Here is a 23401-nt window from a genome sequence, read left to right on the forward strand (position 1 = left end):
GTGGTTGTGGCCGGCCGGTCCCTCTGACTTAAGCGCGGCTAACAAAACGGCCACGCTCACCGTCAGCGGGCACGGACCGTCTCCGGCATCTGCGGGTACCCTGCGTCCCCTGCGCTTGCCTTGCGCCGTCCTCGCCGCCTGACGACTGCTCGCCGGGTTTTCTTCGTCACGCCACGTCTGGAGTTCCAACGGAATGTCGATGTCACTGGCCGATGCACGCTATCTGTTCAATCGCGTGCTTGGGCTGATTCACCGCAGCGTGGCGAGCATGCGCACACGCGGCTGGCGCGCCACCTGGCAGCGCATTCGCGTGCATACGCAGGCACCGCCGGTGGCGCTCGGCACGCCGCTGTGGTTGCCGGAGGCCGCACCGTTTGCCGCGTTTGCGGTCCCGCACAGCGACACCCCGCGCGTGACGCTGGTGATTCCGGTCTACAACCACATCGCGCACACCCTGGCGTGCCTGCGCGCACTGGCGGCGCATCCGCCGCTGCTGGAGATTGAGATCATCGTCGTGGACGACGGCAGCAGCGATGCCACGCAGGCGCAGCTGCCGCAGGTGCAAGGGCTGCACTACCACCGGCGCGCCAGCAATGGCGGTTTCATCGCCGCCTGCAACGACGGCATCGCCCTGGCGCGCGGCGACTACGTGGTGCTGCTCAACAACGACACCATCCCGCAGCCCGGCTGGCTGGATCGGCTGATCGACACGTTTGCCCAGTACCCCGGCGCCGGGCTGGTCGGCGCGCAACTGGTGTACCCGGACGGCCGCCTGCAGGAATCCGGCGGCGTGGTGTTCGCCGACGGCAGCGCCTGGAGCTACGGTCGCTTCGAATCGGCCGACGACCCGCGCCATGCCTATGTGCGTGCGATGGACTACTGCTCCGGCGCGGCGATCGCGCTGCCGCGCGCGTTGTTGCAGACGCTGGGTGGGCTGGATCGCCGCTACATGCCGGCGTATTACGAAGACACCGATCTGGCGTTTGCGGTGCGTGCCGCCGGCTACCGGGTGCTGGTGCAGCCGGCCAGCGTGGTGGTGCATGACGAGGGCACCAGCAATGGCACCGACACCCGCACCGGGGTGAAGGCGTACCAGGTGCGCAACCAAGGCGTGTTCGCCGACAAGTGGCAGCAGGCGCTGGCAACGCAGCTGCCGGTCGGCACGGTCCCCGGACCTGCGCTGCTGCACCGTGGCCAACGCCAGGTGCTGATCCTGGACGAATGCGTGCCGCAACCCGATCGCGACTCGGGCTCGTTGCGGCAGTTCAATCTGATCCGCCTGCTATGCGAAGAGGGCGCGCACGTGGTGTTCGTGCCGACCCGCCGCGAACACGCCGGACGGCACACGCAGGCACTGCAGCAGCTGGGCGTGGAAGTCTGGTACGCGCCGTTCCTGGACGGCGTCGGCAGCTGGCTGCGCACGCACGGCCCGCGGTTTGCAGTGGTGCTGCTGGTACGTCACCACGTTGCGCATGCCTGCCTGCCGCTGCTCAGACAGTACGCGCCGCAGGCGCGCACCCTGTTCGACACCGTCGATCTGCATTACCTGCGCGAGCGCCGCGGCGCCGAGCTGGCCGGCGATGCCAATCTGTTGCGCGCAGCCGAACGCACACGCCTGCGCGAGCTGGAGATCATGGCCGCCACCGATGTCACCTTGCTGGTCTCGGCGGCCGAACAGGCGCAGCTGCAGGCGGACGCACCGCAGATCCGCACCGCTCTGCTCTCCAACCTGCATGAGGTGGCCGGCAGCGGCCGCCACTTCGAGCAACGCCACGACCTGGTGTTCGTCGGCGGCTTCCGGCATCCACCCAATGTGGATGCGGTGCAGTGGTTCATCAGCGCGATCTTTCCGCAGGTGCGTGCGCAATTGCCGCAGGTGGTCTTCCACTGCATCGGCGCGGACATGCCGGAGGCACTGACACTGCTGGCCGACGAATGCCCCGGCGTGCAATTGCATGGGCATGTGCCGGATCTGCTGCCGTTCATGGAGAACGCACGTATCGCGGTGGCACCGCTGCGCTTCGGCGCCGGCGTCAAAGGCAAGATCAACCTGAGCATGGCGCACGGGCAGCCGGTGGTCGGCACCACCTGTGCGGTGGAAGGCATGCATCTGCGCGACGGTGAGGATGTCTGCGTGGCCGATGATGCCGATGCCTTCGCTGCGGCGATCGTCCGCCTATATCGCGATGCGGCACTGTGGCAGCGCCTGGCCGACAACGGGTTGCAGAACGTGGCCCGGCATTTTTCGCTGGATGCGGCGCGTGGCACGGTGCGCGCGCTGTTTATCGCGGAGTGAGTGCGCGCTGGGCGCTCGGGGATGGCGCTGTGAGTGGCGCCGCCGAAGACAGCCGCTGGGTCAGCGCTGCTCGGTCACGGCCTTGACCCGGCGCGTGAACTCGGCCAATTCCGGCAGCCCAGGGTCCAGCTGGTGCGCCTCGTCCTGCGCGCGTCGTGCAAAGGCGGCGTCTTCCTGTCCCAGGCGTTCGCTGCCCACCGCAACCCAGCGTTGCGCAAGCCGTCGACGCGCGCCGGCCAGTGCATCGCCGTTGGGCGTCAGCGCCTGCCAGGCATCCAGACAGCCGCGCGCGGCACGCAGGCGGTTGTTGCGTAGCTCGTCCTCGAAGCAGCGCTGACTGGCCGGCACCACACGTGCGGCGGCCTGCAGCACGCGTGGATCGCGCGGCGCCAGCGCCTGCGCGGCACGCACCGCGTCGTAGGCACTGGCGCCGGGCGGCGTCATCCACTGCTGCTGCGCTTCGGCAGCTACCACCCGTTGCAGCAGCGCGCGCAGGCGGCGCTCGCGGGTACCGCGCGACAGCCCGGTCTCGGGGCTGCGTTGGGCATCGCGTGCACGCGCAATCGCCTGCTCGGCCTGCGCAATCGCGGCGGCGCCGGGCAGCAAGGTCTTGGCTTCCTGCAGCGACTGCAGCGCGGCGTCGAACTGGAAGTCTGCCGCCTGCCGGCCGGCTTGCGCGGCATATTCGCCTGCCACCTGCTCCAGCCCACGCTGGGCGGCCGCATCCGCCGGCTCGGCTGCCAGCACTGCGGTGAAATCGCGTGCGGCCGGTGCCAGCCGGCCACGCCGCAACAGGCCCTGCGCGCGCTGACGGCGCTGCTCCAGCACACGGTGGTAGTGGCCCTCGGTCAGCGGTACATCGGCATGCCCGGCGTCATAGCGCTTGGCCGCGGCCAGCAGCATCGCCGCATCGGCCAGCGCATCGCGCGCCAGGGCCTGGCGTGCCTGCGCCAGCAGATCGGTCAGGGCGTCCTCGCGCCCTTCCAGCGCGTCGGTGCGGTCCGGTGCCAGGGTCAGGATGCGCTGATACAACGGCAGCGCGCTGTCCGGGCTGCCATCCAGGCGCCCTTGCTGTTGCGCGGACACCGCCTGTGCGAACAAGGCGTCCAGGCCGGCCCGACGCGCCTGCAACTGGCGCAGGCGCAGTGCCACCGGTGCGATCTGCGCCTGCGGCACCTCCAGCGCGCCCGCCAGCGTCAGCGCGCGCTGCGCAGCAGCGGCATCCCCGGCCGCAATCGCCGCGCGCGCCTGCACCACGGCGGCGGCACCGGTGCGCGCCAGGCCGGCGCGGGCTTCGCCACGATCGCTGTCCAGCGCAAGCGCAGCAGCGAACAGTTCGCGCGCGCCGTTGCCATCGGCCGCACTGAGATGGCCGCGCGACAGCGCCGCATCGCCCCGCTGCAGCAGTTGCTGGATACGCGTGTCCGGCCACAGCCAATCGGCCAGCGGCTTGCGCAGCACGACCGTGGCCAGCAAGAGACAGGCGCACAACGCCAGCACCACGCGCCATAACGCGCGGCTGCGCAGTGGTGCCCAGAGGCGAGGCGATCTTGCCCAGCGCGGAAGCGGGAGCATGCGGTGGCGTCCGTCCTTGGCGCGACCTGACGGGGACGCGTTCACCCCGTCATGGTAGCTGTCTGCTGCGAAGACGATGTGGGCTTGGGGAATCGGGAATCGGGATTCGGGAAGCGGGATTCGGGAAGCGGGAAGCGGGATTCGGGAATCGGGATTCGGGAATCGGGAATCGGGAATCGGGAATCGGGAATCGGGATTCGGGATTCGGGATTCGGGATTCGGGATTCGGGATTCGGGATTCGGGATTCGGGAAGCGGGAAGCGGGAAGCGGGAAGCGAGCACACCTTGTTTGCTGTGGGTCCCGCCTGTTTCCAGGCGATTGGCGCTGGCGGGCTGCGGCGCACTCAACCGAGTCGCCGCACCTCGCTCACTCCAGGCAAGGCGTCCAGCTTGCCAAGCAGGCTGGACAGCTGGTCGTAGTCGCTGACCTTCAGGCGCAGGCGCAGTTGTGCCCTTCCGGTGTCACGCACGTTGTCGCTGTTGATTTCCAGCACGTGCGCGTCCTCCTGCGCGATCAGGTTGGTGATGTCCTTGAGCAGCCAGCGGCGGTCGACCGCGCGCACCTGCACATCCACTTCGTAGCCGCTGCCGGCCTGGCCCCACTCCACCGGCAACACGCGCTGCGGATGCGCCGCGGCCAGACGCGACAGTGCCGCGCAATCGGTGCGGTGCACGGTGATGCCGCGGCCACGGGTCAGATAGCCGGCGATCGGCTCGCCCGCCACCGGCTGGCAGCAGCGCGCCAGCTGCACCAGCAGATTGCCCACGCCCTGCACGGTGAACTTGGATTTACCCAAGCCCTCGCGGCGCGCGGTGGGCCGTGGCGGCGCCGGCACCGCCGGCTGCGAAGCGGCCCGTTCGGCTTCCAGCAGCGCACGGCTGACCTGGTTGGGCCCGGTATCGCCCAGCGCCACCTGGATGTACAGGTCGTCGACATTCTCGGCGTGGAACTTGCGCGTGGCCACGCTCAGGTCGGCGTGCTGCAGGCCCAGCCGCTTGAGCTCGCGATCGAGCAGGTCTTTGCCGGCCTGTACGTTGCGCGCGCGGTCGAGCTTGTGGAACCACGCGCGCACCTTGTCGCGCGAGCGCCCGCTGGCCAGAAAGCCATTGGACGCCAGCAACCAGTCGCGGCGTGGGTCGGCCTCCTTGGCGGTCATGATCTCCACCCGGTCGCCGCTGCGCAGCCGGTAGGTCAGCGGCACGATGCGGTCGTTGACGCGCGCGCCGCGGCAGCGATGCCCGACCATGGTGTGCACGTGATAGGCGAAATCCAGCGGCGTAGCGCCTTGCGGCAGGTCGATGACCTCGCCCTTGGGGGTCAGCGCATACACGCGGTCTTCGATCAGCTCGGCGTCCAGCGCGCCGGCCAGTTCGCCGTGGTCGCCTTCCTGCACCTGCTCCAGCAGCTGGCGCATCCACAGGATCTTGCGGTCGAAGGCTTTTTCGCCGCCCTTGCCGCCTTCCTTGTATTTCCAGTGCGCGGCCACGCCGAGCTCGGCCTGCGCATGCATCTCGTGGGTACGGATCTGGATTTCGATCGTGCGCCCTTCCGGGCCGACCACCGCGGTATGCAGCGAGCGGTAGTCGTTGGCCTTGGGCCGGGCGATGTAATCGTCGAACTCGCTCGGCACCGGTACCCACAGCGAGTGCACCGCCCCCAGGGCGGCATAGCAGGCGGCCACGTCATCGACCATCACCCGCACCGCGCGGATGTCGTAAAGCTGGTCAAAGGACAGGCGCTTTTTCTGCATCTTTCGCCAGATGCTGTAGATGTGCTTCGGCCGCCCGCTCACCTCCGCGCGCAGGCCCTGCTGGGCCAGCGTCGTCGACAGGGTGCGCTTGACCGCGTCCAGATAGCGCTCGCGCGCAACGCGGGTTTCGTCCACTTCGCGGGCGATGCGGCGGTAGGTCTCCGGCTCCAGATGCCGGAACGCCAGGTCTTCCAGCTCCCACTTCACCTGCCAGATGCCCAGCCGGTTGGCCAACGGCGCATGGATGTCGCGGGTGAGCTGGGCCAGTGCGCGGCGCTGCTCTTCGCTCAGGCGGTCGGCCACGCGCATGCGCGCCAACTGCCGCGCCAGCAGGATCGGCACCACCCGCAGGTCGTGGATGATGGACAGCAACAGCCGCCGCAGACCTTCGCTGTTGCGCCCGGCCTCGCGACCGGCATGCAGGGCCCAGACCTGGTCGGCCGCATCCAGCCCGTCCAGCAGGCCTTCGACCGCCACCCGGCGCTCGGCCGGCTGCCATGGCAGGCCGGCGATCGCGCCGCGCAACGCCGGCAGGTCGAACAGCAATGCCGCAATCAGGGTGGCCTCATCGGCGGCCAGCAACGCCAGCGCGTCCAGCGTATCGGCCAGCAGCGTCCAGGCCACGTCCTCGCTCGGCGCCGGCAACTGCTGCCAGGCCTGCGCCAGGGCATCACGCAGATCTGGCGCGATCGACGCGATGGCGGGACGCTGCAGCAAGGCATGCAGGCGCTCGAGTGAGGAACTGGTCACAACGGTGGACACGGCGATGGGCAACAACGGGGGGGCTGACAGCTACGGTAACGTGCGCGTCACCTTCTCCACAACGCGCAATCGCTGCATCGTCGGCGCGATCCCGCGCGCTTGCGCTTATGGTCGGTTCACCCGCCAACGTCTTGATTCGCAACCGCTGTGCGCCGCTTGTGCCGCAACGCTGCAGGCCAATCGGCATGCTCAATCAGCTTTTTACATGCTTTTTACAACTCGCCCAAACCGCCTGCCTATCCTCCAGTGGCGTTGTCGCTGCGTCCTGCCGCGGCCACGTCATTCCAACCAACTGCGAGGTAGCCGATGAAGACCTGGAAGAAGCCTGTCGTTCGTGAAGTCAATTGTGGCGCCGAGATCAACTGCTACGTCTCCGGCGAATTCTGAGCTCACCTGCCGCCCCTCCTCCCGATGCATGACCGGCACGCGCCGGCAGATAGGTAACAGTTCTCCATGCGCATCATCGTTCTGGGATCGGCGGCCGGCGGTGGGCACCCGCAGTGGAATTGCCACACACCCGCCAGCAGGCGGGCATGGCAACAAGCCGATGGTGCCCAACGTCGTACCCAGGCCAGCATCGCCGTCAGTGCCGATGGCCAGCGCTGGGTCCTGATCAACGCCTCCCCCGACTTCCGTCAACAAATCCTTGCAACGCCCGCACTCTGGCCGCAGCGCGATTTGCGGCATTCGCCGATCGAAGCGGTGCTGCTGACCAGCGGCGAGATCGACCATATCGCCGGATTGCTGTCGATGCGCGAGAGCCAGGCGTTCTCGCTGCATGCCAGCAGCCGCGTGCTGGATCTGCTGTCGCAAAACCCCATCTTCGATGCGGTCAATCCCGCCTACGTGGAGCGCCAGCCGTTTGCGCTGGACACGCCGGTGTCGCTACTGGGCCTGCAACTCACGCCATTCTCGGTGCCCGGCAAGGTACCGCTGTTCATGGAATCGCGCAGTGGCGGCGACCTGGCCGGCTCCAACGAAGAAACCCTCGGGCTGACCATCGACGATGGCCAACACCGCGTGCATTACATTCCCGGCTGCGCGGCGATGACCGATGCCTTGCGCGCGCGCCTGCAAGGCGCCGAACTGGTGTTCTTCGACGGCACGCTGTGGCGCGACGACGAGATGGTGCAACTGGGCATCAGCCAGAAGACCGGCCAGCGCATGGGCCACATGAGCATCGACGGCCCCGACGGCACGATTGCCGCGTTCGCCCCGCTGGAGGTGGCGCGCAAGATCTTCATCCATCTCAACACCACCAATCCCGTGCTCGATACCCGTTCGCCGGAGTACGCCAGCGCGCGTGCCAGCGGCTGGGAAGTCGCGCACGACGGCCTGGAGATCACCCTGTGACCACCCTGCTCACCCCGGACCAGTTGGAAGCGGACCTGCGTGCCATCGGCGCCCGCCTGTACCACGACCAGCATCCCTTCCATGCGCTCCTGCACGAGGGCAAGCTCGATCGCGGCCAGGTCCAGGCCTGGGCGCTGAACCGCTTCGAATACCAGCGCTGCATTCCATTGAAGGACGCCGCGATCCTGGCGCGCATGGAAGACCCGGCGTTGCGGCGGATCTGGCGGCAACGCATTCTCGATCACGACGGCAACAGCCCCAGCGATGGCGGCATCGCGCGTTGGCTGCACCTGACCGACGCGCTGGGCCTGGAGCGCACGCTGGTGGAATCCGGCCGTGCGCTGCTGCCCGGCACCCGTTTTGCGGTGCAGGCCTACCTGCAGTTCGTGCGCGAAAAAAGCCTGCTCGAGGCGATCGCCTCCTCGCTAACCGAGCTGTTCGCCCCCAACATCATCGGCCGGCGCGTGGCCGGCATGCTCAAGCATTACGACTTCGTCTCGCCCGAAGCGCTGGCCTATTTCGAGCATCGCCTGACCGAGGCGCCACGCGATTCGGATTTTGCGTTGGACTACGTCAAGCAGCACGCCGATACCGTCGAAAAACAGGCCCTGGTCAAGGCCGCGCTGCACTTCAAGTGCTCGGTGCTGTGGGCGCAGCTGGATGCATTGCACGTGGCCTACGTCGCCCCGGGCATCGTGTGGCCGGATGCGTTCGTGCCCGACCGCGACGCCAGCCGGGCCGCGGCGTGAGCAGCATCACCCGCGACAGCCAGCCGGCCCTACGCGCAGGCGTGCGCCTGCAGCACGACCGCGCGCGTGACCAATGGGTGCTGCTGGCGCCGGAACGCGTGGTCGAGCTGGACGAGATCGCACTGGTGGTGGCGCAGCGCTACGACGGCACCCGCTCGCTGGCGCAGATCGCGCAGGAACTGGCAGGCGAATTCGATGCTGACGCGGCCGATATCGAGGTCGATGTGATAGAACTCACCGCCACGCTGCATCAGAAGCGTCTGCTGCGGCTATGAGCATCGCCCCGCCGCCACTGTCGGTGCTGCTGGAGCTGACCCATCGCTGCCCGTTGGCCTGCCCGTATTGCTCCAACCCGATCGCGTTGGCGGCGCTGCGCGAGGAAATGGACACCGCCGGCTGGCGCTCGCTGCTGCAGCAGGCTGCCGACATGGGCGTGCTGCAGGCACACTTTTCCGGCGGCGAGCCGATGCTGCGCAAGGACCTGCCCGAGCTGGTGGCGCATGCACGTGCGCTCGGGCTGTACAGCAACCTGATCACCTCCGGCGTGGCCGGCGGCGAGCCGATGCTGGACCAGTTGCAGGCCGCCGGACTGGAGCATGTGCAGCTGAGCGTGCAGGACGTCGACCCGGCCGGTGCCGACCGTATCGCCGGCTATCGCAACAGCCTGGCGAAGAAGCGCGAGTTCGCCGCCGCCGTGCGCGCGCGCGGCCTGCCGCTGACGCTCAATGCGGTGCTGCATCGCCATAACGCCGAGCGCGTGCCCGGCATGATCGCGCTAGCGCTGGAATGGCAGGCCGAACGCATCGAAGTGGCGCACACCCAGTACTACGGCTGGGGCCTGCGCAATCGCGCCGCGCTGATGCCCAGCCGCGAGCAGCTGATGGCCACGATTGACGCGGTGGAAACCGCCCGCCGCGAGCTCGGCGACCGCCTGGCGATCGACTTCGTCACCCCCGATTACTACGCCCGCCAGCCCAAGCCGTGCATGGGTGGCTGGGGCCAGCGCTTCGTCAATATCTCCCCGCGTGGCGATGTGCTGCCCTGCCATGCGGCCGAGACCATCGACGGCATGCGCTTTGACAACCTGCGCGAGCGGTCGCTGGCCGACATCTGGAACAACGGCGAGGCCTTCGTGCGCTTCCGCGGCACCGCCTGGATGCCGGAGGTCTGCCAGGGCTGCCCCAAACGCGAGATCGACTGGGGCGGCTGCCGCTGCCAGGCGCTCGCGCTCAGTGGCGATGCCGCCACGCTGGACCCGGTCTGCGAACGCTCGCCGCGGCACACCGAGGTGCGCGCCACCGCCGAACGCGAGGCCGCCGCCCCGCCGCCGGAGTTCGTCTACCGCCGCCCCGGACGCGCGGCATCGGCCAGCACAGAGGCACGAGCCGCCGACGCGCCATAGCCGGCTGCGTCATGCGCGGGCTAGCGTCTACACTAGCCGCCTCTCCTGATCGGATGGCATCCATGTCGCTCGCGCGCCGCATTCCCTTGCTGGTCTGCCTGACCCTCGCCCTGAACGCCGCTCCGGCCCTCGCGCAGCGCGCGGTGCAGGGCGACCTGCAGTCGCAGATGAGCGCCGAACAGTTCAAGGCCGCCGGCCTGGACAAGCTCGATGCCGGCGAACTGGCCGCGCTCAACGACTGGCTGCAGGGCAAGGTCGCCAAGGAAGCCGCGGTCGTGGTCGAACAGGCCAAGGAAGCCGGCCGCCAGGAAGTGATCGTCAAGAACCGCGGCTTCTTCGATTTCGGCAGCAACGAGCCGATCGAGAGCAACATCGTCGGCGAGTTCAAGGGCTTTTCGAAGGGGCGCGTGTACACGCTGGCCAATGGCCAGGACTGGGAGCAGACCGACGCTGCGACGTTGTCGGGCGTGCGCAAGGCGTCACCCAAGGTCAAGATCAAGCCGGGTCTGGTCGGCGTGTGGTATCTGCAGATCGAGGGCTACAACACGCAGGCCAAGGTGCGCCGGGTCAAGTAAGCGCGTCCAGGCATTGCCGGCCCGCCACCGCAGCCTGAGCAGGCCACCCGGAGAACACGCATGCGTTGGATGCCATGTTGCAGCCTGGCATTGCTGGCGTCGCTGGCCTGGTTCGCAGGCGTTGCGCCTGCCGATGCGGCCACTGCACCCACCCTGTCAGCGCGGCAATGCGCCGATGCGCCCGAGGTCGGCATCGACCAGGCGCTGGTGTGCTATCACGATGCCATCGAGCGCCAGCCACTGGTCTACCGGCGCGTGGCCACCCGCACGGTGGACGGTGTCGAAAGGCGCGATTACCTGCTGACCTCGCAGCAGTGGTCGCCGGAGGACCTGGTGCAGCCGGCCAGCTGGCAGCACGATGTGGCGATCTACATTCCGGCAGATGCGTTGCCGACGCGTGCGCTGCTGATCTCCACCAATGGCACCCGTCATCCCGTCGATGGCGGCGCGCCACAACCGTCCAGCGAATTGCCGCCCGAGGCGCTGGCCGCATTGGCGCGGCGCAGCCGCACCGTGGTGATCGCGCTCGGCGATCTGCCCAGCCAGGCACTGACCTACCGCAACGATGGCACGCCGCGCCGCGAGGACGACAGCGTCGCCTACAGCTGGTCGCTGTTCCTGGCATCGCCGCAACGACGCAAGACCATGCCGCTGCATGTGCCGATGGCCGCGGCGATCGCGCGCACCATGAGCCTGGCCGAACGCGAATTGGCGCCGTTGCAGATTCATCGCTTCATCCTCGCCGGCGCCTCCAAGCGTGGTTGGGCCAGCTGGCACGCCACCATCGCCGATGCGCGCGTGGAGGCCGTGGTGCCGTTCGTGATCGACATCCTCAATCTGCCGGCCGTGCTCGAGCACATGTCCCGGGCCTATGGCGGCAACTGGCCGATCGCATTCGGCGCCTACGCCAGGCAGGGAATCACCGCGCAGCTGCACACGCCGGCATTTGCGCAGCTGGTGCAACTGCAGGACCCGCTGAGTTATCTGCACACGCCGCAGCGCAAACGCCTGGCCGTGCCCAAGTACATCGTCAATGCCAGCGGCGACGATTTCTTCCTGCCGGACAACACGCAGTTCTTCTACGACGCGCTGCCCGGCAGCAAGGCGCTGCGCATGGTGCCCAACAGCGCGCATAACGGCATCCGCGCTTCCATCGTCGACAGCCTGGTGCCCTTCGTGACCCGGCTGCAGCAGCAGCGTGCATTGCCAAAGGTGCGCGATTCCCTGCATGCAGGTGAACACCCGCAGATCCGCTTCCAGTCGTCCGAGCGCCCTGCGCAGTTGCGTCTGTGGCAGGCGCGCAATCCGGCGGCGCGCGATTTCCGCTATGCCTGCGGCATTCGTTACAGCGCCACGCCGATCACACCTGCACGCGGCAACACGGTGTCGGTACCGGTGCAGATTCCCGACGCTGGCTGGAGCGCGTACTTCGTCGAGGCCACCTACGCGGACGGCTTCGTCGCCACCAGCCAGACCTACGTGCTCGGCAAGCAGCGCTATCCGACGCAGGCGCCACCCACCGACGGTGCGGCCTGCAGCACCTTGCCGGGCGTGGCCTCTGCGGCGGCTGCGCGCTGAGCTGGCGACTACGCGGAGCGCTGACGCAATCAGGCTGGCGGTAGCGACCGCCGAAGCCAATGTCGATGCCACGGAGCGATGTCGGCGCCGCTCAGCGTCCAGATGGCGACAACAGACGCGACCGTTGCGACGGCGCGGAGGCGCGGAGGCGCGGAGGCGCGTGCGCATTCTCCCGTACTGCGCAATCACGCCCATGCAGACAGCCCTGAAATGGGAAATTTTGCACTTGAGTCCGCCAGCAAGATCGATCCAACCCGACTGAACCATTGACATCGTTGTCACCAACTCCTACACAGGCCGCTACTCGCCGATCGCATTGGCCGCTCGGACGACTCCAAAGGACTGCACGTGGCTGCGACTTCGCGTTCTGCTCTCGCTTCTGGCTTGCCCACCGCACCGGTTGCCACCGGTTTCATCGCGGCCGATGTGGGTGGCACGCATGTGCGGATCGGCCACATCGCGCGGGCAGGTACTGCTGCGACCGAGTTGTCGCATTACCGCACCTACCGCTGCGCCGAACACGCCAGTCTGGACGCCATCCTTGCCGACTTCCTGCAGCCACCGCGCGACGTCGAGGCGGTGGTGATCGCCAGTGCCGGGGTGGCGCTGGACGATGGCAGCTTCATCAGCAACAACCTGCCGTGGACGATTTCGCCTGGCCGCATTCGCGCCGCGCTCGCCGTGCCCAGCGTGCACCTGGTCAACGATTTCGAAGCGGTGGCCTACGCCGCACCGCTGATGGAACAACGTGCCGCGCTGCAACTGAGTGGGCCGACGCCGCGGCATGCACGCGCCAGCGGCCCCATCCTGGTGGTCGGCCCCGGCACCGGGCTGGGTGCGGCGGTCTGGATCGATGCCAGGCCACGCGCGATCGTGCTCGCCACCGAGGCCGGCCAGGTCGCCCTGGCCAGCAACGACGAGATGGAACTGCAGGTGCTGCGGATCCTGCTGCGTGGCGAGCGCTATCTGCCGCTGGAACATGTGCTGTCCGGGCCAGGCCTGCTGCATCTGTACAACGCCCTGTGCGAACTGCAGGGCGCCACGCCCCGCCATCGGCTGCCGGCCGCGATCACGCATGCCGCGCTGCACGAAGACGATGCATTGGCACGCGATTGCCTGCAGGTCTTCTGCGCCATCCTGGGCAGCGCGGTCGGCGACATGGCGCTGGCCTACGGCGCCGCCGGCGGCATCTATCTGGCCGGCGGTTTTTTGCCGACGATCGGGCCGTTCCTGCAGAACAGCCGTTTTCGCGAGCGCTTTCTGGCCAAGGGACGCATGCGCGCGGTGCTCGAACGCATTCCGGTCAAGTTGGTCGAGCACGGGCAATTGGGCGTGCTCGGCGCGGCCAACTGGTATCTGCAACACCATGCTGACCTGACGTAAGCGATCCACCACGCGCTCGGCCCCGGGCGCGCGCCCGCAAGACCCCGCATCCGGCGAGCAGCAGCCCGCCGTCCATCCCCGTGCGTGATGAGGAGAGACATCATGAAATACAGCACCACCCTGCTGTCCAGCGCGATCGCGTTGTCGCTGGCATTCGCCGCCCAAGCCCAGGACGCAGCCGACCAGGCCACCGACCTGGATGCCGTGCAAGTGGTCGGCATCCGTGCCAGCCTGGAAAAATCGCTCGACACCAAACGCAACAACGCCGGCATTTCCGAAGCCATCACCGCCGAAGACATCGGCAAGTTTCCAAGCACCAACGTGGCCGAGGCGCTGTCGCAGATTCCCGGCGTCACCCTGGACCGGCGCTTTGGCCAGGGCGAGCGCGTCAGCATCGACGGCACCGACCCCAGCCTCAATCTGTCCTTCCTGGACGGCCACCCGGTGGCGCAGGCGATCTGGCTCTACGGCGAACAACCCAGCCGCGGATTCGACTACACCTTGCTGGCGCCGCAGATCCTGGGCCGCGCGGAAATCCTCAAATCCTCCGAAGCACGCCTGACCGAAGGCAGCCTGGGTGGCACCGTGTTGATGCACACCCGGCAACCGCTGGACCTGGACGTCAACGAGGTGGCCGCCTCCATCGGCTACAGCTACAGCGCGCAGGCCAGCGAGGGCAAGCCGAATGCGGCGCTGCTGTATAGCTGGAAGAACGCGGCCGACACCTTCGGCATTGCGGTGTCGGCGCAGCATTACGAAGAACGCGTCGATCGTCGCGGCATGGAAGTGTTCGGCTATGCGCCGGCCAGCACCTTCGCCAACGCCGCAGGCGGCGTGCCCGCCGATGCGGACGTGCCCAACTCGATCAACGCGGCCTGGTTCCAGCAGGATCGCGAGCGCGACAGCGCTGTGGTCAACCTGCAGCTCAAGCCCAGCCAGGCGCTGGAATTCAACCTCAGCGGCCTGTACATCAACGAGAACTTCGACAACTACAACCAGTCGATGTACAGCTTTTTGACCTGGAATGCCGGCACGGTGGCGGCGGTGGACCAACTCGGCGGCCTGCGCAATGGCGTGGTGACCAGCGGGCATTCCGGCGCCAATGCCGACCCGCTCGGCGGCACCGTGATCTACGACAACAACGTGCGCGAATCGGAAGTCACCACCAAGGGCCTGGACCTGCGCGGCGCATTCCGCGGCGATGGCTGGGGATTGAATGGGCAGGTGGGCCAAAGCAGATCCGAGAACAAGGACCTGTCGCAGTATTTCATCGAGCCGTTCTACAACGGCGGCTTCAGCTGGGACACGCGGCGCGGCATCCGTTTCGACGATCCGGCGCGCGCGCGCGATCCGGCCAACTGGGGCTCGGCTGGCGGCTGGTTCGGCAATAACGGCATCTTTTCCACCGAAAGCAAGGACACCTACGGCCAACTCGATCTGAATCTGCAGTTCGACAGCGTGTTCAACCAACTGCTGCTGGGCGTGCGCCATGGCAGGCATGAGGAGCGCTTCGAGCTCAACGTCTATGGCGGCGTGACGCCGGGTACGCTGGCCGACGTGGGCACCATCGGGCTGACCGATCTGCAGGATTTCTATCCGGACCACGGCCGGCATGTGCAGGCAGGCCGCAACAATGTGCTGAACTGGATCCGCAACAGCCCGGTCGACTATGGCGCGCCGGATCCGGCCAGCTACCTCAACAACACCTGGGCGCTGCAGCAGACCAATAACGCCGCCTATGCGCAATTGAACTTCTCCGGCGGCGGCCTGCGCGGCAATCTCGGGCTGCGTTATGTCGATTCGAAAACCGAGGGCAGCGGCTTCGTCTACAGCGGCACGCCCACACTGCAGAACGCCGACAGCCTGTGGCAGACACGTACGCGCAAGGAGGATTTCCTGCTGCCCTCGCTCACGCTCTCCTACGAGGCCGCCGACGATTGGGTGTTCCGCTTTGCCGCGGCCAAGGTGATCGCCTGGGCACCGTACAACCAGATGGTCAACAACACCTTCCTCAACGACACCACACTGACCGGTAGTGGTGGCAATGCCGAGCTGTCGCCGTACGAATCCTGGAACTTCAACCTGTCGGCCGAGTATTACTTCGCGCAGCAGTCGGTGGTGGCGTGGTCGCTGTTCTACAAGAAGATCGACAACTACATCGACACCAGCGCCAGCGTGGAGCGCCAGTACAACGCGCTGCGCGATACCGCGCCGCAGAGCTGGGCGCAGTTGCTCGGCAGCAACGGCTGCAGCGCCGATGGCTATTGCGATTACAGCATCCAGCGGCCACGCAATGCCGGCGATGGCAAGGTCAAGGGCTTCAACATCGCGTTCCAGCAGCCGTTCGGCGACAGCGGCTTCGGTTTGACTGCCAACTACACCTACGCCAATGGCGAAAACAACACCGGCGATGCCCTGCCCTACCAGTCGCGCAACAGCGTGGCAGTCAGCCCGTACTACGAAAAAGGCCCGCTCAACGCACGGCTGACCTACAACTGGCGCGACAGCTATCTGGCCGGCGGTTACGTGGCCGGCGCCGCGCCGGCAAGCGTAGATGACTACGCCGAACTCGGCGCGAGCATCGGCTATGCGTTCAGCCCGAACTGGTCGCTGCAGATCGACGCGCAGAACCTGCTGGACGAGCAATACCTGCAGTATCTCGGCGACACCGACCATCTGGCCGGCCGCTACAGGAGCGGGCGCCGCTACATGGCGAGCCTGCACATGAAGTTCTGACAGCGGCTGGCAACTGGACGGCGCGCACCGCCCGGCGGCGCGGCCAATGTCCGGAACCGGCATGTACCGGGCGTACACGCCGGTTCCGGGCATTGCCCACGCCCAGCTAACCACTGCGCGCTGGGTTGCGTTCACCGCTCAAAGCGCAGTGCTTGGCCTGAGTGACCAGTCGGTGGCAGGACCAGCGCCTCCGGCACAACGCGATGGCGATGGCGGCAAGCCGTCGTCACCAGCGCCTCCGGCACCAGTCAGTTGCGCAACGCGACCACCCGCTGTGACAGCTTCTTCGCCGACACGCCCGACTTGGCACCCAGCTCCTGCGCGAATACCGATACGCGCAACTCCTCCAGGTCCCAGCGCAGCGACTGCCATTCATCACGTTGCTGCAGACCGCGCGCAGCCGCCTGGTCCAATGCGTCCACGAACGGCTTGAGTTCGAGCATGCGCGCCTGGTCGCGGGCCGGATCGCGTTTGGCGCGCTCGGTCCGCAGGATCATCGCCTTGAGATAACGCGGGTAATTGGCCAGCGCCTCGGCCGGTGTTTCGCGCAGGAAGCCGGCGTGCACCAGCGCACGCAGCTGCTGCTCCATATCGTCCAGGTTGCCGCGCGCCCAGCCCATCAACGGCGCTTCCAGCAGGGGCTTGAGCTCGGCCACCGCAGCGAGAATGCTTTCAGCCAGCTTCAGCCGTTCCATCGCCTCGCCGAACAGGCGCTTGATCGCCTCATCGCGGCGCTGGGCAAAGGCACCGGGGTCGCGGATCGCGCCCAGACCATCGGCCAGCACCGCGTTGAGCGCGGCATCGACCAGATCGCCGCGCAGGCGCTCCTGCGATTCGATCGCCGCGTACAGCAGGCCGGTCTTGGGCGACACCGGCAACTGCTTGCGCGCCTGCTTGATCTTATCGGCCAGCGCGATTTCCAGCAGCCGGCGCACGCCGCGCGGATGCGCCTGCGCCGCCTCGTTGCGGTCGGCAAAGATGCGCAACGCCGCGTCGTCGCCCTGATCCACCAGCGCCGGATAGGCCGGCACGCCGGCTTCGCCGGCAACCTGTTCGGGAATCGGCGTGGACGGAAAATCGCGCAAGCCCTCGGCAGCCAGCGCACGCCCTGCACGCGCTGCGAAGGCCTGGCCGGCACGCTCGCCAAAGCGTGCGCGCAATCCGTCCAGATCGCGCGACTCGGCCAGCACCTTGCCGTCGTCATCGCGCAGGCGCAGGTTCATCAGCAGATGCGTGTCCAGCGACTCTTCGTCGAAATCCAGAGCCGCCACCTGCGTACCGGTGGTCTTGGTCAGAAAGCGCGCTAGCTCGCCGCGGATGTCATCGGCCGAGGCGATGCTGTAGGCCTCGTAGAACGCGCGCCCGAAATCCGGGGCCGGCACATAGTTGCGCCGCTGCGCCTTGGGCAGGCTGCGAATCAGGGCCGATGCCTTGTCGGCGACGAAGCCCGGCGCCAGCCACGACAGCCGCGCCGGATCCAGCGCGTTGAGCAGGTGCAGCGGCACGTCCAGCGTCACGCCGTCATCGATGGCGCCCGGCTCGAAGCGGTAATGCAGCGGCAACCGCGCATCGCCCAGCGGGAAATACTTCGGGAAACGATCGGCCTCGCTGCCTTCGCCCGGCAACAGGTCGTTCAATGTCCAGTGCAGGCTGCGGCGCTTGTCCGGCGGCAGGGTTTTCCACCACGCATCCAGCCCGCTGGCCGAATGCAGTTCGGCCGGGATGCGGTCCAGATACCAGCGCGCCTGCCAGTCCTCGTCGGCCACGATGCCGGCCCGGCGCAGCTTGGCTTCTTCTTCGCGCGCCTGTTCCAGCACCTTGAGGTTGTCGGCGATGAACGCTGCACGCGTATTGATCTCGCCCGTGACCAGGCCCTGGCGTACGAACAGGTCATGCGCGCCGGCCGGATCGATCTTGCCGAAATGGACCGGCTTCTTCGGTGCCAGCACCAGGCCGAACAGGCTGATCTGTTCGGACGCCACCACCTGCCCCTGCGCACGCGACCAATGCGGGTCGAAGTGCTTGCGTGCCAGCAGATGTCCCAGCTCGGCGATCGCCCAGTCCGGCTCGATCGCGGCATTGGTCATGCCCCAGACTTTTTGCGTATCCAGCAGCGTGGCCGCCAGAATCCACGGCGGCGGCTTGCGTGCCAGTGTCGAGCCGGGGAACGGCACGAACCGGCGTTGCCGCGCGGCGAGAAAGTCGCCTTTTTCGGTGCGATGGCCGATCTGCGTGGGCAGGCCGGCCAGCAGCGCGCGGTGCAGGGCCTGATACGCCGCTGCACGTTCGCGCTCGCTGGTGCGTGCCGTGGCTTCGGCCGCTTCGGCCTGCCTGGCGGCAGCGGCAGAGGCGTGTTGTGCAGGTGGCGCGTTCGGATCCGGCTTGCCTTCGCGCGCCAGCCGCGCAGCGCGATGCAACTGCCCGCGCGTGGGCCGGTTGGCGTTGTGCCCATCCTCGCGCGCAGGCGCGCTGGCACCGGCCAGCAGTGGTGCCAGCATCGCGGTGGCCGGCTCTTCGCTCCAACCCAGCTCTTCGCACAACAGGCGCAGCTGCCGATGCAGCTCGCGCCATTCGCGCATGCGCAGGAAGCCGAGAAAATGCCGGTTGCACCAGTCGCGCAGCTTGGACTGGGTGAGATCTTCGTGCACCTGTCGGTAGGCCTCCCACAAGCGCAGGATGCCGACGAATTCCGAGCGTGCATCGGCGAACAACGCATGCGCGTTGTCGGCCGCTTCGCGTGCCTCGGGCGGGCGCTCGCGCGGATCCTGGATGCCCAGGAAGGCGGCGATGATGATCATCTCGCGCAGGCAACCATGCTGTTGCGCAGCCACCAGCATGCGCGCCAGCTTGACGTCCACCGGCAGGCGCGCCATCTGGCGACCGGTCGCGGTCAGGCGGCGGTTGCCGTCGATCGCGCCCAGCTCCAGCAACTGCTGCCAGCCATCGGCGACCGCACGCTCGTCAGGCGCTTCCAGGAACGGGAAATCCTCGATCCGCCCCAGCCCCAGTTGCAGCATGCGCAGGATCACGCCCGACAGCGACGAGCGGCGGATTTCCGGATCGGTGAATGCCGGCCGCGCGGCAAAGTCCGCTTCGGCATACAGGCGGTAACAGATGCCCTCAGCAATGCGCCCGCAGCGGCCCATGCGCTGGTTGGCGCTGGCCTGCGAGATCGGCTCGATATGCAGGCGGTCCAGCTTCTGGCGCGGGCTGTAGCGCTTGATCCGCGCAAAACCCGGGTCCACCACGTAACGGATGCGCGGCACCGTCAGCGAGGTCTCGGCCACATTGGTGGCCAGCACCAGGCGCCGACGCGGCCCCGGGTTGAACACGCGGTCCTGGTCGGCCGCCGACAGCCGCGCGTACAGCGGCACCACTTCGGTTTCGCGGTACTTGCGCCGTTCCAGCGACTGGTGCGCATCGCGGATCTCGCGCTCGCCGGGCAGGAACATCAGCACATCGCCACGCGGATCGATGCGGGTGATCTCGTCGATCGCCGCCACGATCGCATCGTTGACGGTGCGTTCGCCATCGCGGCCATTGCCACGCTCGCCGTCGCCAGTGTCGTCGGCCCCGCCGGCCTCGCCTTCGAGTGGCCGGTAGCGCACTTCGACCGGGAAGGTGCGGCCTTCCACATTGATCACCGGCGCATTGTCGAAATGCTGGGCGAAGCGCTCGGTATCGATGGTGGCCGAGGTGACGATCAACTTGAGATCGGAGCGTTTTTGCAGCAACTGCTTGAGATAGCCGAGCAAAAAATCGATGTTGAGGCTGCGTTCGTGCGCTTCGTCCACGATGATGGTGTCGTAGGCCGACAACCAGCGGTCGCTGGCGATCTCGGCCAGCAGGATGCCGTCGGTCATGAACTTGATCCGCGACTGCTCGCCGACCCGGTCGGTGAAGCGCACCTGGAAGCCCACCGTGGTGCCCAACGGCGTCTTCAGCTCCTCGGCCACGCGCGCCGCCACCGCGCGCGCGGCGATCCGGCGTGGCTGGGTGCAGCCGATCATGCCGGCCGCACCACGCCCGGCCGCCAGGCACAGCTTGGGCAGCTGGGTGGTCTTGCCCGAGCCGGTTTCGCCGGCGATGACAACCACTTGATGGTCACGGATCAGCGCGATGATGCGCTCGGCCTCGCGCGCGATCGGCAGTTGCTCATCGAGTGTGATGGCCGGCTGCTGCTCGGCGCGCGCCTGGCGTTGCGCCTGCGATGCCGCCAGCGCCTGCTCGAACGCCGCGCGCACCTGCGGGTTGCCGGGCTTGCCTTGCCAGCGCGACCATAGACCGAGCAGCCGGCCACGGTCGCGGCTCATCGCGCCATCGACGGCGCGGCGGCGTTCACGCAAGGTGTTGGCAAGGTCGGTGTCGATAGCGCTCATTGATGGAAAAATGTGAAAGATTGAATGACAAGAGATCCTTTAGCCTGTCTATTGTGACCTGATATCAGTTTCCTCAGGAGGACCATCCACATGTCCAAGAAAAAGAACGCCAACAAGCCCGTCGTCATCAATGAAGCAGCGGGTGCACTGCCGGTCGCCGCAGCATCGGCGCCACACATCGATATCGGGATCAAGGACGGCGATCGCAAGCAGATCTCCGACGGTCTGGCCCGCTACATGGCTGACGCCTTCACCTTGTATCTGAAGACCCACAACTTCCACTGGAATGTCACCGGGTCGATGTTCAACTCGCTGCACACCATGTTCGAGACCCAGTACACCGAGCAGTGGGCCGCGCTGGACGAAGTGGCCGAGCGCATCCGCGCGCTGGGCTACAACGCACCGGGCTCCTACAGCGAGTTCGTCGCCCTGACCTCGATCCCGGAAGAACAGGGGCTGAGCGACAGCGCCGACTGGCGTGAAATGGTGCGCCAGCTCGTCAGCGGCAACGAGGCGGTCTGCCGCACCGCACGCAAGGTGCTTGGTACCGCCGACGACGCCGGCGACGATCCGACCGTGGACCTGCTGACCCAGCGCCTGCAGACCCACGAGAAGTACGCCTGGATGCTGCGTTCGCTGCTGCAGTAATCCCCTGGGCTTCACCCCTGCGGGTTTGCCCAAGGCTTCGCTGCGCCGAAACCTTGGGCTCCTGCTCCATAAGTTAGACACAGAGCCCCTCTCCCCTCGGGAGGAGGAGGCACTGCTGGCGCGCCATGGGCGCGCGTGCCTTGGAGCGCCCGCGCCGCAAGCGCGGGCCGGGGCGCGAAGCGGGGCTTGGGGTGAGCGTACGGAGCGAAGCTCCAGTCGCCTTAAGCAACGCTCGGCCACCGGCCATTTTCCACGCCGCACGCCTCCCTATCCAGCAACGTCCGCATCAGCACTCGTAGGCGCACCCGCCACATCGCGGCAATCCCCGACGCACCATTGCGCAACACCGCCGGCCTGACACCGACCAGGGCTTGACCCGCGCGGTATCCTAAGCGGATGTCTTCCCCCGCCCACGAACTGCTCAGCCGCGTCTTCGGTTACGACGACTTCCGCGGCCCACAGCAAGCCATTGTCGAACACGTCGCTGCGGGTAACGATGCCCTGGTGCTGATGCCCACCGGTGGCGGCAAGTCGCTGTGCTACCAGGTGCCGGCGCTGTTGCGCGACGGCATCGGCATCGTGGTCTCGCCGCTGATCGCGCTAATGCAGGACCAGGTCGAGGCCTTGCGCCAGCTCGGCGTGCGCGCCGAATTCCTCAATTCCACGCTAGACGCGGAGAACGCCCAGCGGGTCGAACGTGCCCTGCTGTCGGGCGACCTGGACCTGCTCTACGTCGCCCCGGAGCGCCTGCTGAACCCGCGCTTCCTGTCCTTGCTGGAACGCAGCCGCATCGCGCTGTTCGCCATCGACGAGGCGCATTGCGTCTCGCAATGGGGCCACGATTTCCGCCCCGAATACCGCCAGCTCACGGTGCTGCACGAACGCTGGCCGCATATCCCGCGCATGGCGCTGACCGCCACCGCCGATCCGCCGACCCAGCGCGAGATCGCCGAACGCCTGGACCTGGTCGACGCGCGCCACTTCGTCAGCTCCTTCGACCGCCCCAACATCCGTTACACCGTGGTGCAGAAGGACAACGCGCGCAAGCAGCTGCAGGAGTTCCTGGGCCGCCACCGCGGCTCTGCCGGCATCGTCTATGCGATGTCGCGGCGCAAGGTCGAGGAGACCGCGCAGTATCTGTGCTCGCAGGGCTTCAACGCCCTGCCCTACCACGCTGGCCTACCCGCCGAGGTGCGCGCGGAAAACCAGCGCCGCTTCCTGCGCGAGGACGGCATCATCATGGCCGCCACGATCGCCTTCGGCATGGGTATCGACAAGCCGGACGTGCGCTTCGTGGCGCATGTGGACCTGCCCAAATCGCTGGAAGGCTACTACCAGGAAACCGGCCGCGCCGGCCGCGATGGCGACCCCGCCGAGGCCTGGCTCTGCTATGGCCTGGGCGATGTGGTGCTGCTCAAGCAGATGATCGAACAGGGCGAAGCGGCCGAGGAGCGCAAGCGGCTGGAGCGCGCCAAGCTCGATCACCTGCTCGGCTACTGCGAATCGATGCAATGCCGCCGCCAGGTGCTGCTGGCCGGCTTCGGCGAGACCTATCCCAAGCCCTGCGGCAACTGCGACAACTGCCTGACGCCTGCTGCCGCCTGGGACGCCACGGTGGCCTCGCAGAAGGCGCTCAGTTGCGTGTACCGCAGCGGGCAGCGTTTCGGTGTGGGCCACCTGATCGACATCCTGCGCGGCAGCGAGAACGAGCGCATCAAGCAGCTCGGCCACGACCAGCTGAGTACCTACGGCATCGGCCGCGACCTGGACGAGCGCACCTGGCGCGGAGTGTTCCGCCAGCTGGTGGCGGCCAGCCTGCTGGAGGTCGACAGCGAGGGCCACGGCGGGCTGCGCCTGACCGATGCCAGCCGCCAGGTGCTCAAGGGCGAGCGCCAGGTGATGATGCGGCGCGAGAACCCGGCTGCCGGGCGCGAGCGCAGCGCGCAGCGGACCGGCCTGCCGGTGCAGCCGCAGGATCTGGTGCTGTTCAATGCCTTGCGCGGCCTGCGCGCGGAGCTGGCCAAGGAGCAGAACGTGCCGGCCTTCGTGATCTTCCACGACAGCACGCTGCGCAATATCGCCGAACAGCGGCCGACCAGCATCGATGCACTGTCGCGTGTCGGCGGTATCGGTGGCGGCAAACTGGCCCGCTATGGCGCGCAACTGATCGAGATCGTGCGCGAGCAGGGCTGATGCAACGGCATGTGTCATCGC

The 23401-nt window shown here is 67.4% G+C and carries 15 protein-coding genes; 12 read left to right on the top strand and 3 right to left on the bottom strand.

Features of this window, described 5'->3' with window-relative positions; translation table 11 throughout:
- The first annotated feature begins 193 nt into the window (after nucleotides 1–193).
- A complete protein-coding gene (locus ABQ039_RS14335) occupies nucleotides 194–2296 on the top strand; it encodes a glycosyltransferase (RefSeq protein ID WP_349778005.1) in 2103 nt (700 codons plus the stop codon).
- 60 nt (nucleotides 2297–2356) lie between these two features.
- Here ABQ039_RS14335 and ABQ039_RS14340 read toward each other — a convergent pair whose 3' ends face one another.
- Together ABQ039_RS14340 and ABQ039_RS14345 are read right to left on the bottom strand one after the other, a co-directional pair.
- Nucleotides 2357–3871, bottom strand: coding sequence for a hypothetical protein (locus tag ABQ039_RS14340; RefSeq protein ID WP_184608790.1), 1515 nt, complete (start codon nucleotides 3869–3871; stop codon nucleotides 2357–2359).
- A gap of 344 nt (nucleotides 3872–4215) precedes the next feature.
- Complete coding sequence (locus ABQ039_RS14345) at nucleotides 4216–6399, bottom strand: bifunctional (p)ppGpp synthetase/guanosine-3',5'-bis(diphosphate) 3'-pyrophosphohydrolase (protein ID WP_184608789.1); 2184 nt, start codon at nucleotides 6397–6399, stop codon at nucleotides 4216–4218.
- A 291-nt stretch (nucleotides 6400–6690) separates the two neighbouring features.
- On the opposite strand from ABQ039_RS14345, the gene pqqA reads away from it, so the two are divergent.
- From pqqA to ABQ039_RS14390, 9 genes are all read left to right on the top strand, one after another.
- A complete protein-coding gene (gene pqqA, locus ABQ039_RS14350; protein ID WP_002812057.1) occupies nucleotides 6691–6771 on the top strand; it encodes a pyrroloquinoline quinone precursor peptide PqqA in 81 nt (26 codons plus the stop codon).
- A gap of 66 nt (nucleotides 6772–6837) precedes the next feature.
- Nucleotides 6838–7737 carry a pyrroloquinoline quinone biosynthesis protein PqqB gene (gene pqqB, locus ABQ039_RS14355; RefSeq protein ID WP_167763854.1) on the top strand — a complete coding sequence of 300 codons (900 nt, stop codon included), beginning with the start codon at nucleotides 6838–6840 and terminating at the stop codon, nucleotides 7735–7737.
- On the top strand, nucleotides 7734–8486 hold the full coding sequence (pqqC, locus tag ABQ039_RS14360) for a pyrroloquinoline-quinone synthase PqqC (protein ID WP_039525992.1): 753 nt from the start codon (nucleotides 7734–7736) through the stop codon (nucleotides 8484–8486). Before pqqB ends, pqqC begins: the two co-directional genes overlap by 4 nt.
- Nucleotides 8483–8761 carry a pyrroloquinoline quinone biosynthesis peptide chaperone PqqD gene (pqqD, locus tag ABQ039_RS14365; RefSeq protein ID WP_047129146.1) on the top strand — a complete coding sequence of 93 codons (279 nt, stop codon included), beginning with the start codon at nucleotides 8483–8485 and terminating at the stop codon, nucleotides 8759–8761. The genes pqqC and pqqD overlap by 4 nt, the downstream gene beginning before the upstream one ends.
- Nucleotides 8758–9888, top strand: coding sequence for a pyrroloquinoline quinone biosynthesis protein PqqE (pqqE, locus tag ABQ039_RS14370; RefSeq protein WP_104568118.1), 1131 nt, complete (start codon nucleotides 8758–8760; stop codon nucleotides 9886–9888). Before pqqD ends, pqqE begins: the two co-directional genes overlap by 4 nt.
- Nucleotides 9889–9950: 62 nt before the next feature.
- Complete coding sequence (locus tag ABQ039_RS14375) at nucleotides 9951–10463, top strand: hypothetical protein (RefSeq protein ID WP_054591015.1); 513 nt, start codon at nucleotides 9951–9953, stop codon at nucleotides 10461–10463.
- Between the two features lie 60 nt (nucleotides 10464–10523).
- Nucleotides 10524–12041: a PhoPQ-activated pathogenicity-related family protein gene (locus ABQ039_RS14380; protein WP_184608788.1), complete on the top strand. Its 1518-nt coding sequence runs from the start codon at nucleotides 10524–10526 to the stop codon at nucleotides 12039–12041.
- A 348-nt stretch (nucleotides 12042–12389) separates the two neighbouring features.
- The gene (locus ABQ039_RS14385) at nucleotides 12390–13424 is read left to right on the top strand and encodes a glucokinase family protein (protein ID WP_184608787.1); all 1035 of its coding nucleotides are present in this window, start codon (nucleotides 12390–12392) and stop codon (nucleotides 13422–13424) included.
- A 102-nt stretch (nucleotides 13425–13526) separates the two neighbouring features.
- Nucleotides 13527–16160 (top strand): TonB-dependent receptor, encoded by a 2634-nt coding sequence (locus tag ABQ039_RS14390; RefSeq protein ID WP_184608786.1) that lies wholly within the window; start codon nucleotides 13527–13529, stop codon nucleotides 16158–16160.
- 248 nt (nucleotides 16161–16408) lie between these two features.
- On the opposite strand, the gene hrpA is transcribed toward ABQ039_RS14390, so the two are convergent.
- Entirely contained in the window at nucleotides 16409–20539 is a 4131-nt protein-coding gene (gene hrpA, locus ABQ039_RS14395) for an ATP-dependent RNA helicase HrpA (protein WP_184608785.1), read from the bottom strand.
- A gap of 90 nt (nucleotides 20540–20629) precedes the next feature.
- Here hrpA and ABQ039_RS14400 point away from each other — a divergent pair, with 90 nt between their 5' ends.
- Nucleotides 20630–21187, top strand: a complete 558-nt coding sequence (locus ABQ039_RS14400) for a Dps family protein (protein WP_024939933.1) — start codon at nucleotides 20630–20632, stop codon at nucleotides 21185–21187.
- Nucleotides 21188–21583: 396 nt separating this feature from the next.
- The gene (gene recQ, locus ABQ039_RS14405) at nucleotides 21584–23380 is read left to right on the top strand and encodes a DNA helicase RecQ (protein WP_039519542.1); all 1797 of its coding nucleotides are present in this window, start codon (nucleotides 21584–21586) and stop codon (nucleotides 23378–23380) included.
- The last annotated feature ends 21 nt before the right edge of the window (nucleotides 23381–23401 follow it).

Origin of the sequence: Xanthomonas sp. WHRI 6108 (assembly GCF_040202385.2) — a bacterium.
Classification (GTDB): Bacteria; Pseudomonadota; Gammaproteobacteria; order Xanthomonadales; family Xanthomonadaceae; genus Xanthomonas; species Xanthomonas arboricola.

Bases quoted from the DNA above. Each gene is read 5' to 3' on its own strand.
- ABQ039_RS14335 (WP_349778005.1), top strand. From the start codon at position 194: ATGTCGATGTCACTGGCCGATGCACGCTATCTGTTCAATCGCGTGCTT.
- ABQ039_RS14340 (WP_184608790.1), bottom strand. From the start codon at position 3,871: ATGCTCCCGCTTCCGCGCTGGGCAAGATCGCCTCGCCTCTGGGCACCA.
- pqqA (WP_002812057.1), top strand. From the start codon at position 6,691: ATGAAGACCTGGAAGAAGCCTGTCGTTCGTGAAGTCAATTGTGGCGCC.
- pqqB (WP_167763854.1), top strand. From the start codon at position 6,838: ATGCGCATCATCGTTCTGGGATCGGCGGCCGGCGGTGGGCACCCGCAG.
- pqqE (WP_104568118.1), top strand. From the start codon at position 8,758: ATGAGCATCGCCCCGCCGCCACTGTCGGTGCTGCTGGAGCTGACCCAT.
- ABQ039_RS14375 (WP_054591015.1), top strand. From the start codon at position 9,951: ATGTCGCTCGCGCGCCGCATTCCCTTGCTGGTCTGCCTGACCCTCGCC.
- ABQ039_RS14380 (WP_184608788.1), top strand. From the start codon at position 10,524: ATGCGTTGGATGCCATGTTGCAGCCTGGCATTGCTGGCGTCGCTGGCC.
- ABQ039_RS14390 (WP_184608786.1), top strand. From the start codon at position 13,527: ATGAAATACAGCACCACCCTGCTGTCCAGCGCGATCGCGTTGTCGCTG.
- hrpA (WP_184608785.1), bottom strand. From the start codon at position 20,539: ATGAGCGCTATCGACACCGACCTTGCCAACACCTTGCGTGAACGCCGC.
- ABQ039_RS14400 (WP_024939933.1), top strand. From the start codon at position 20,630: ATGTCCAAGAAAAAGAACGCCAACAAGCCCGTCGTCATCAATGAAGCA.
- recQ (WP_039519542.1), top strand. From the start codon at position 21,584: ATGTCTTCCCCCGCCCACGAACTGCTCAGCCGCGTCTTCGGTTACGAC.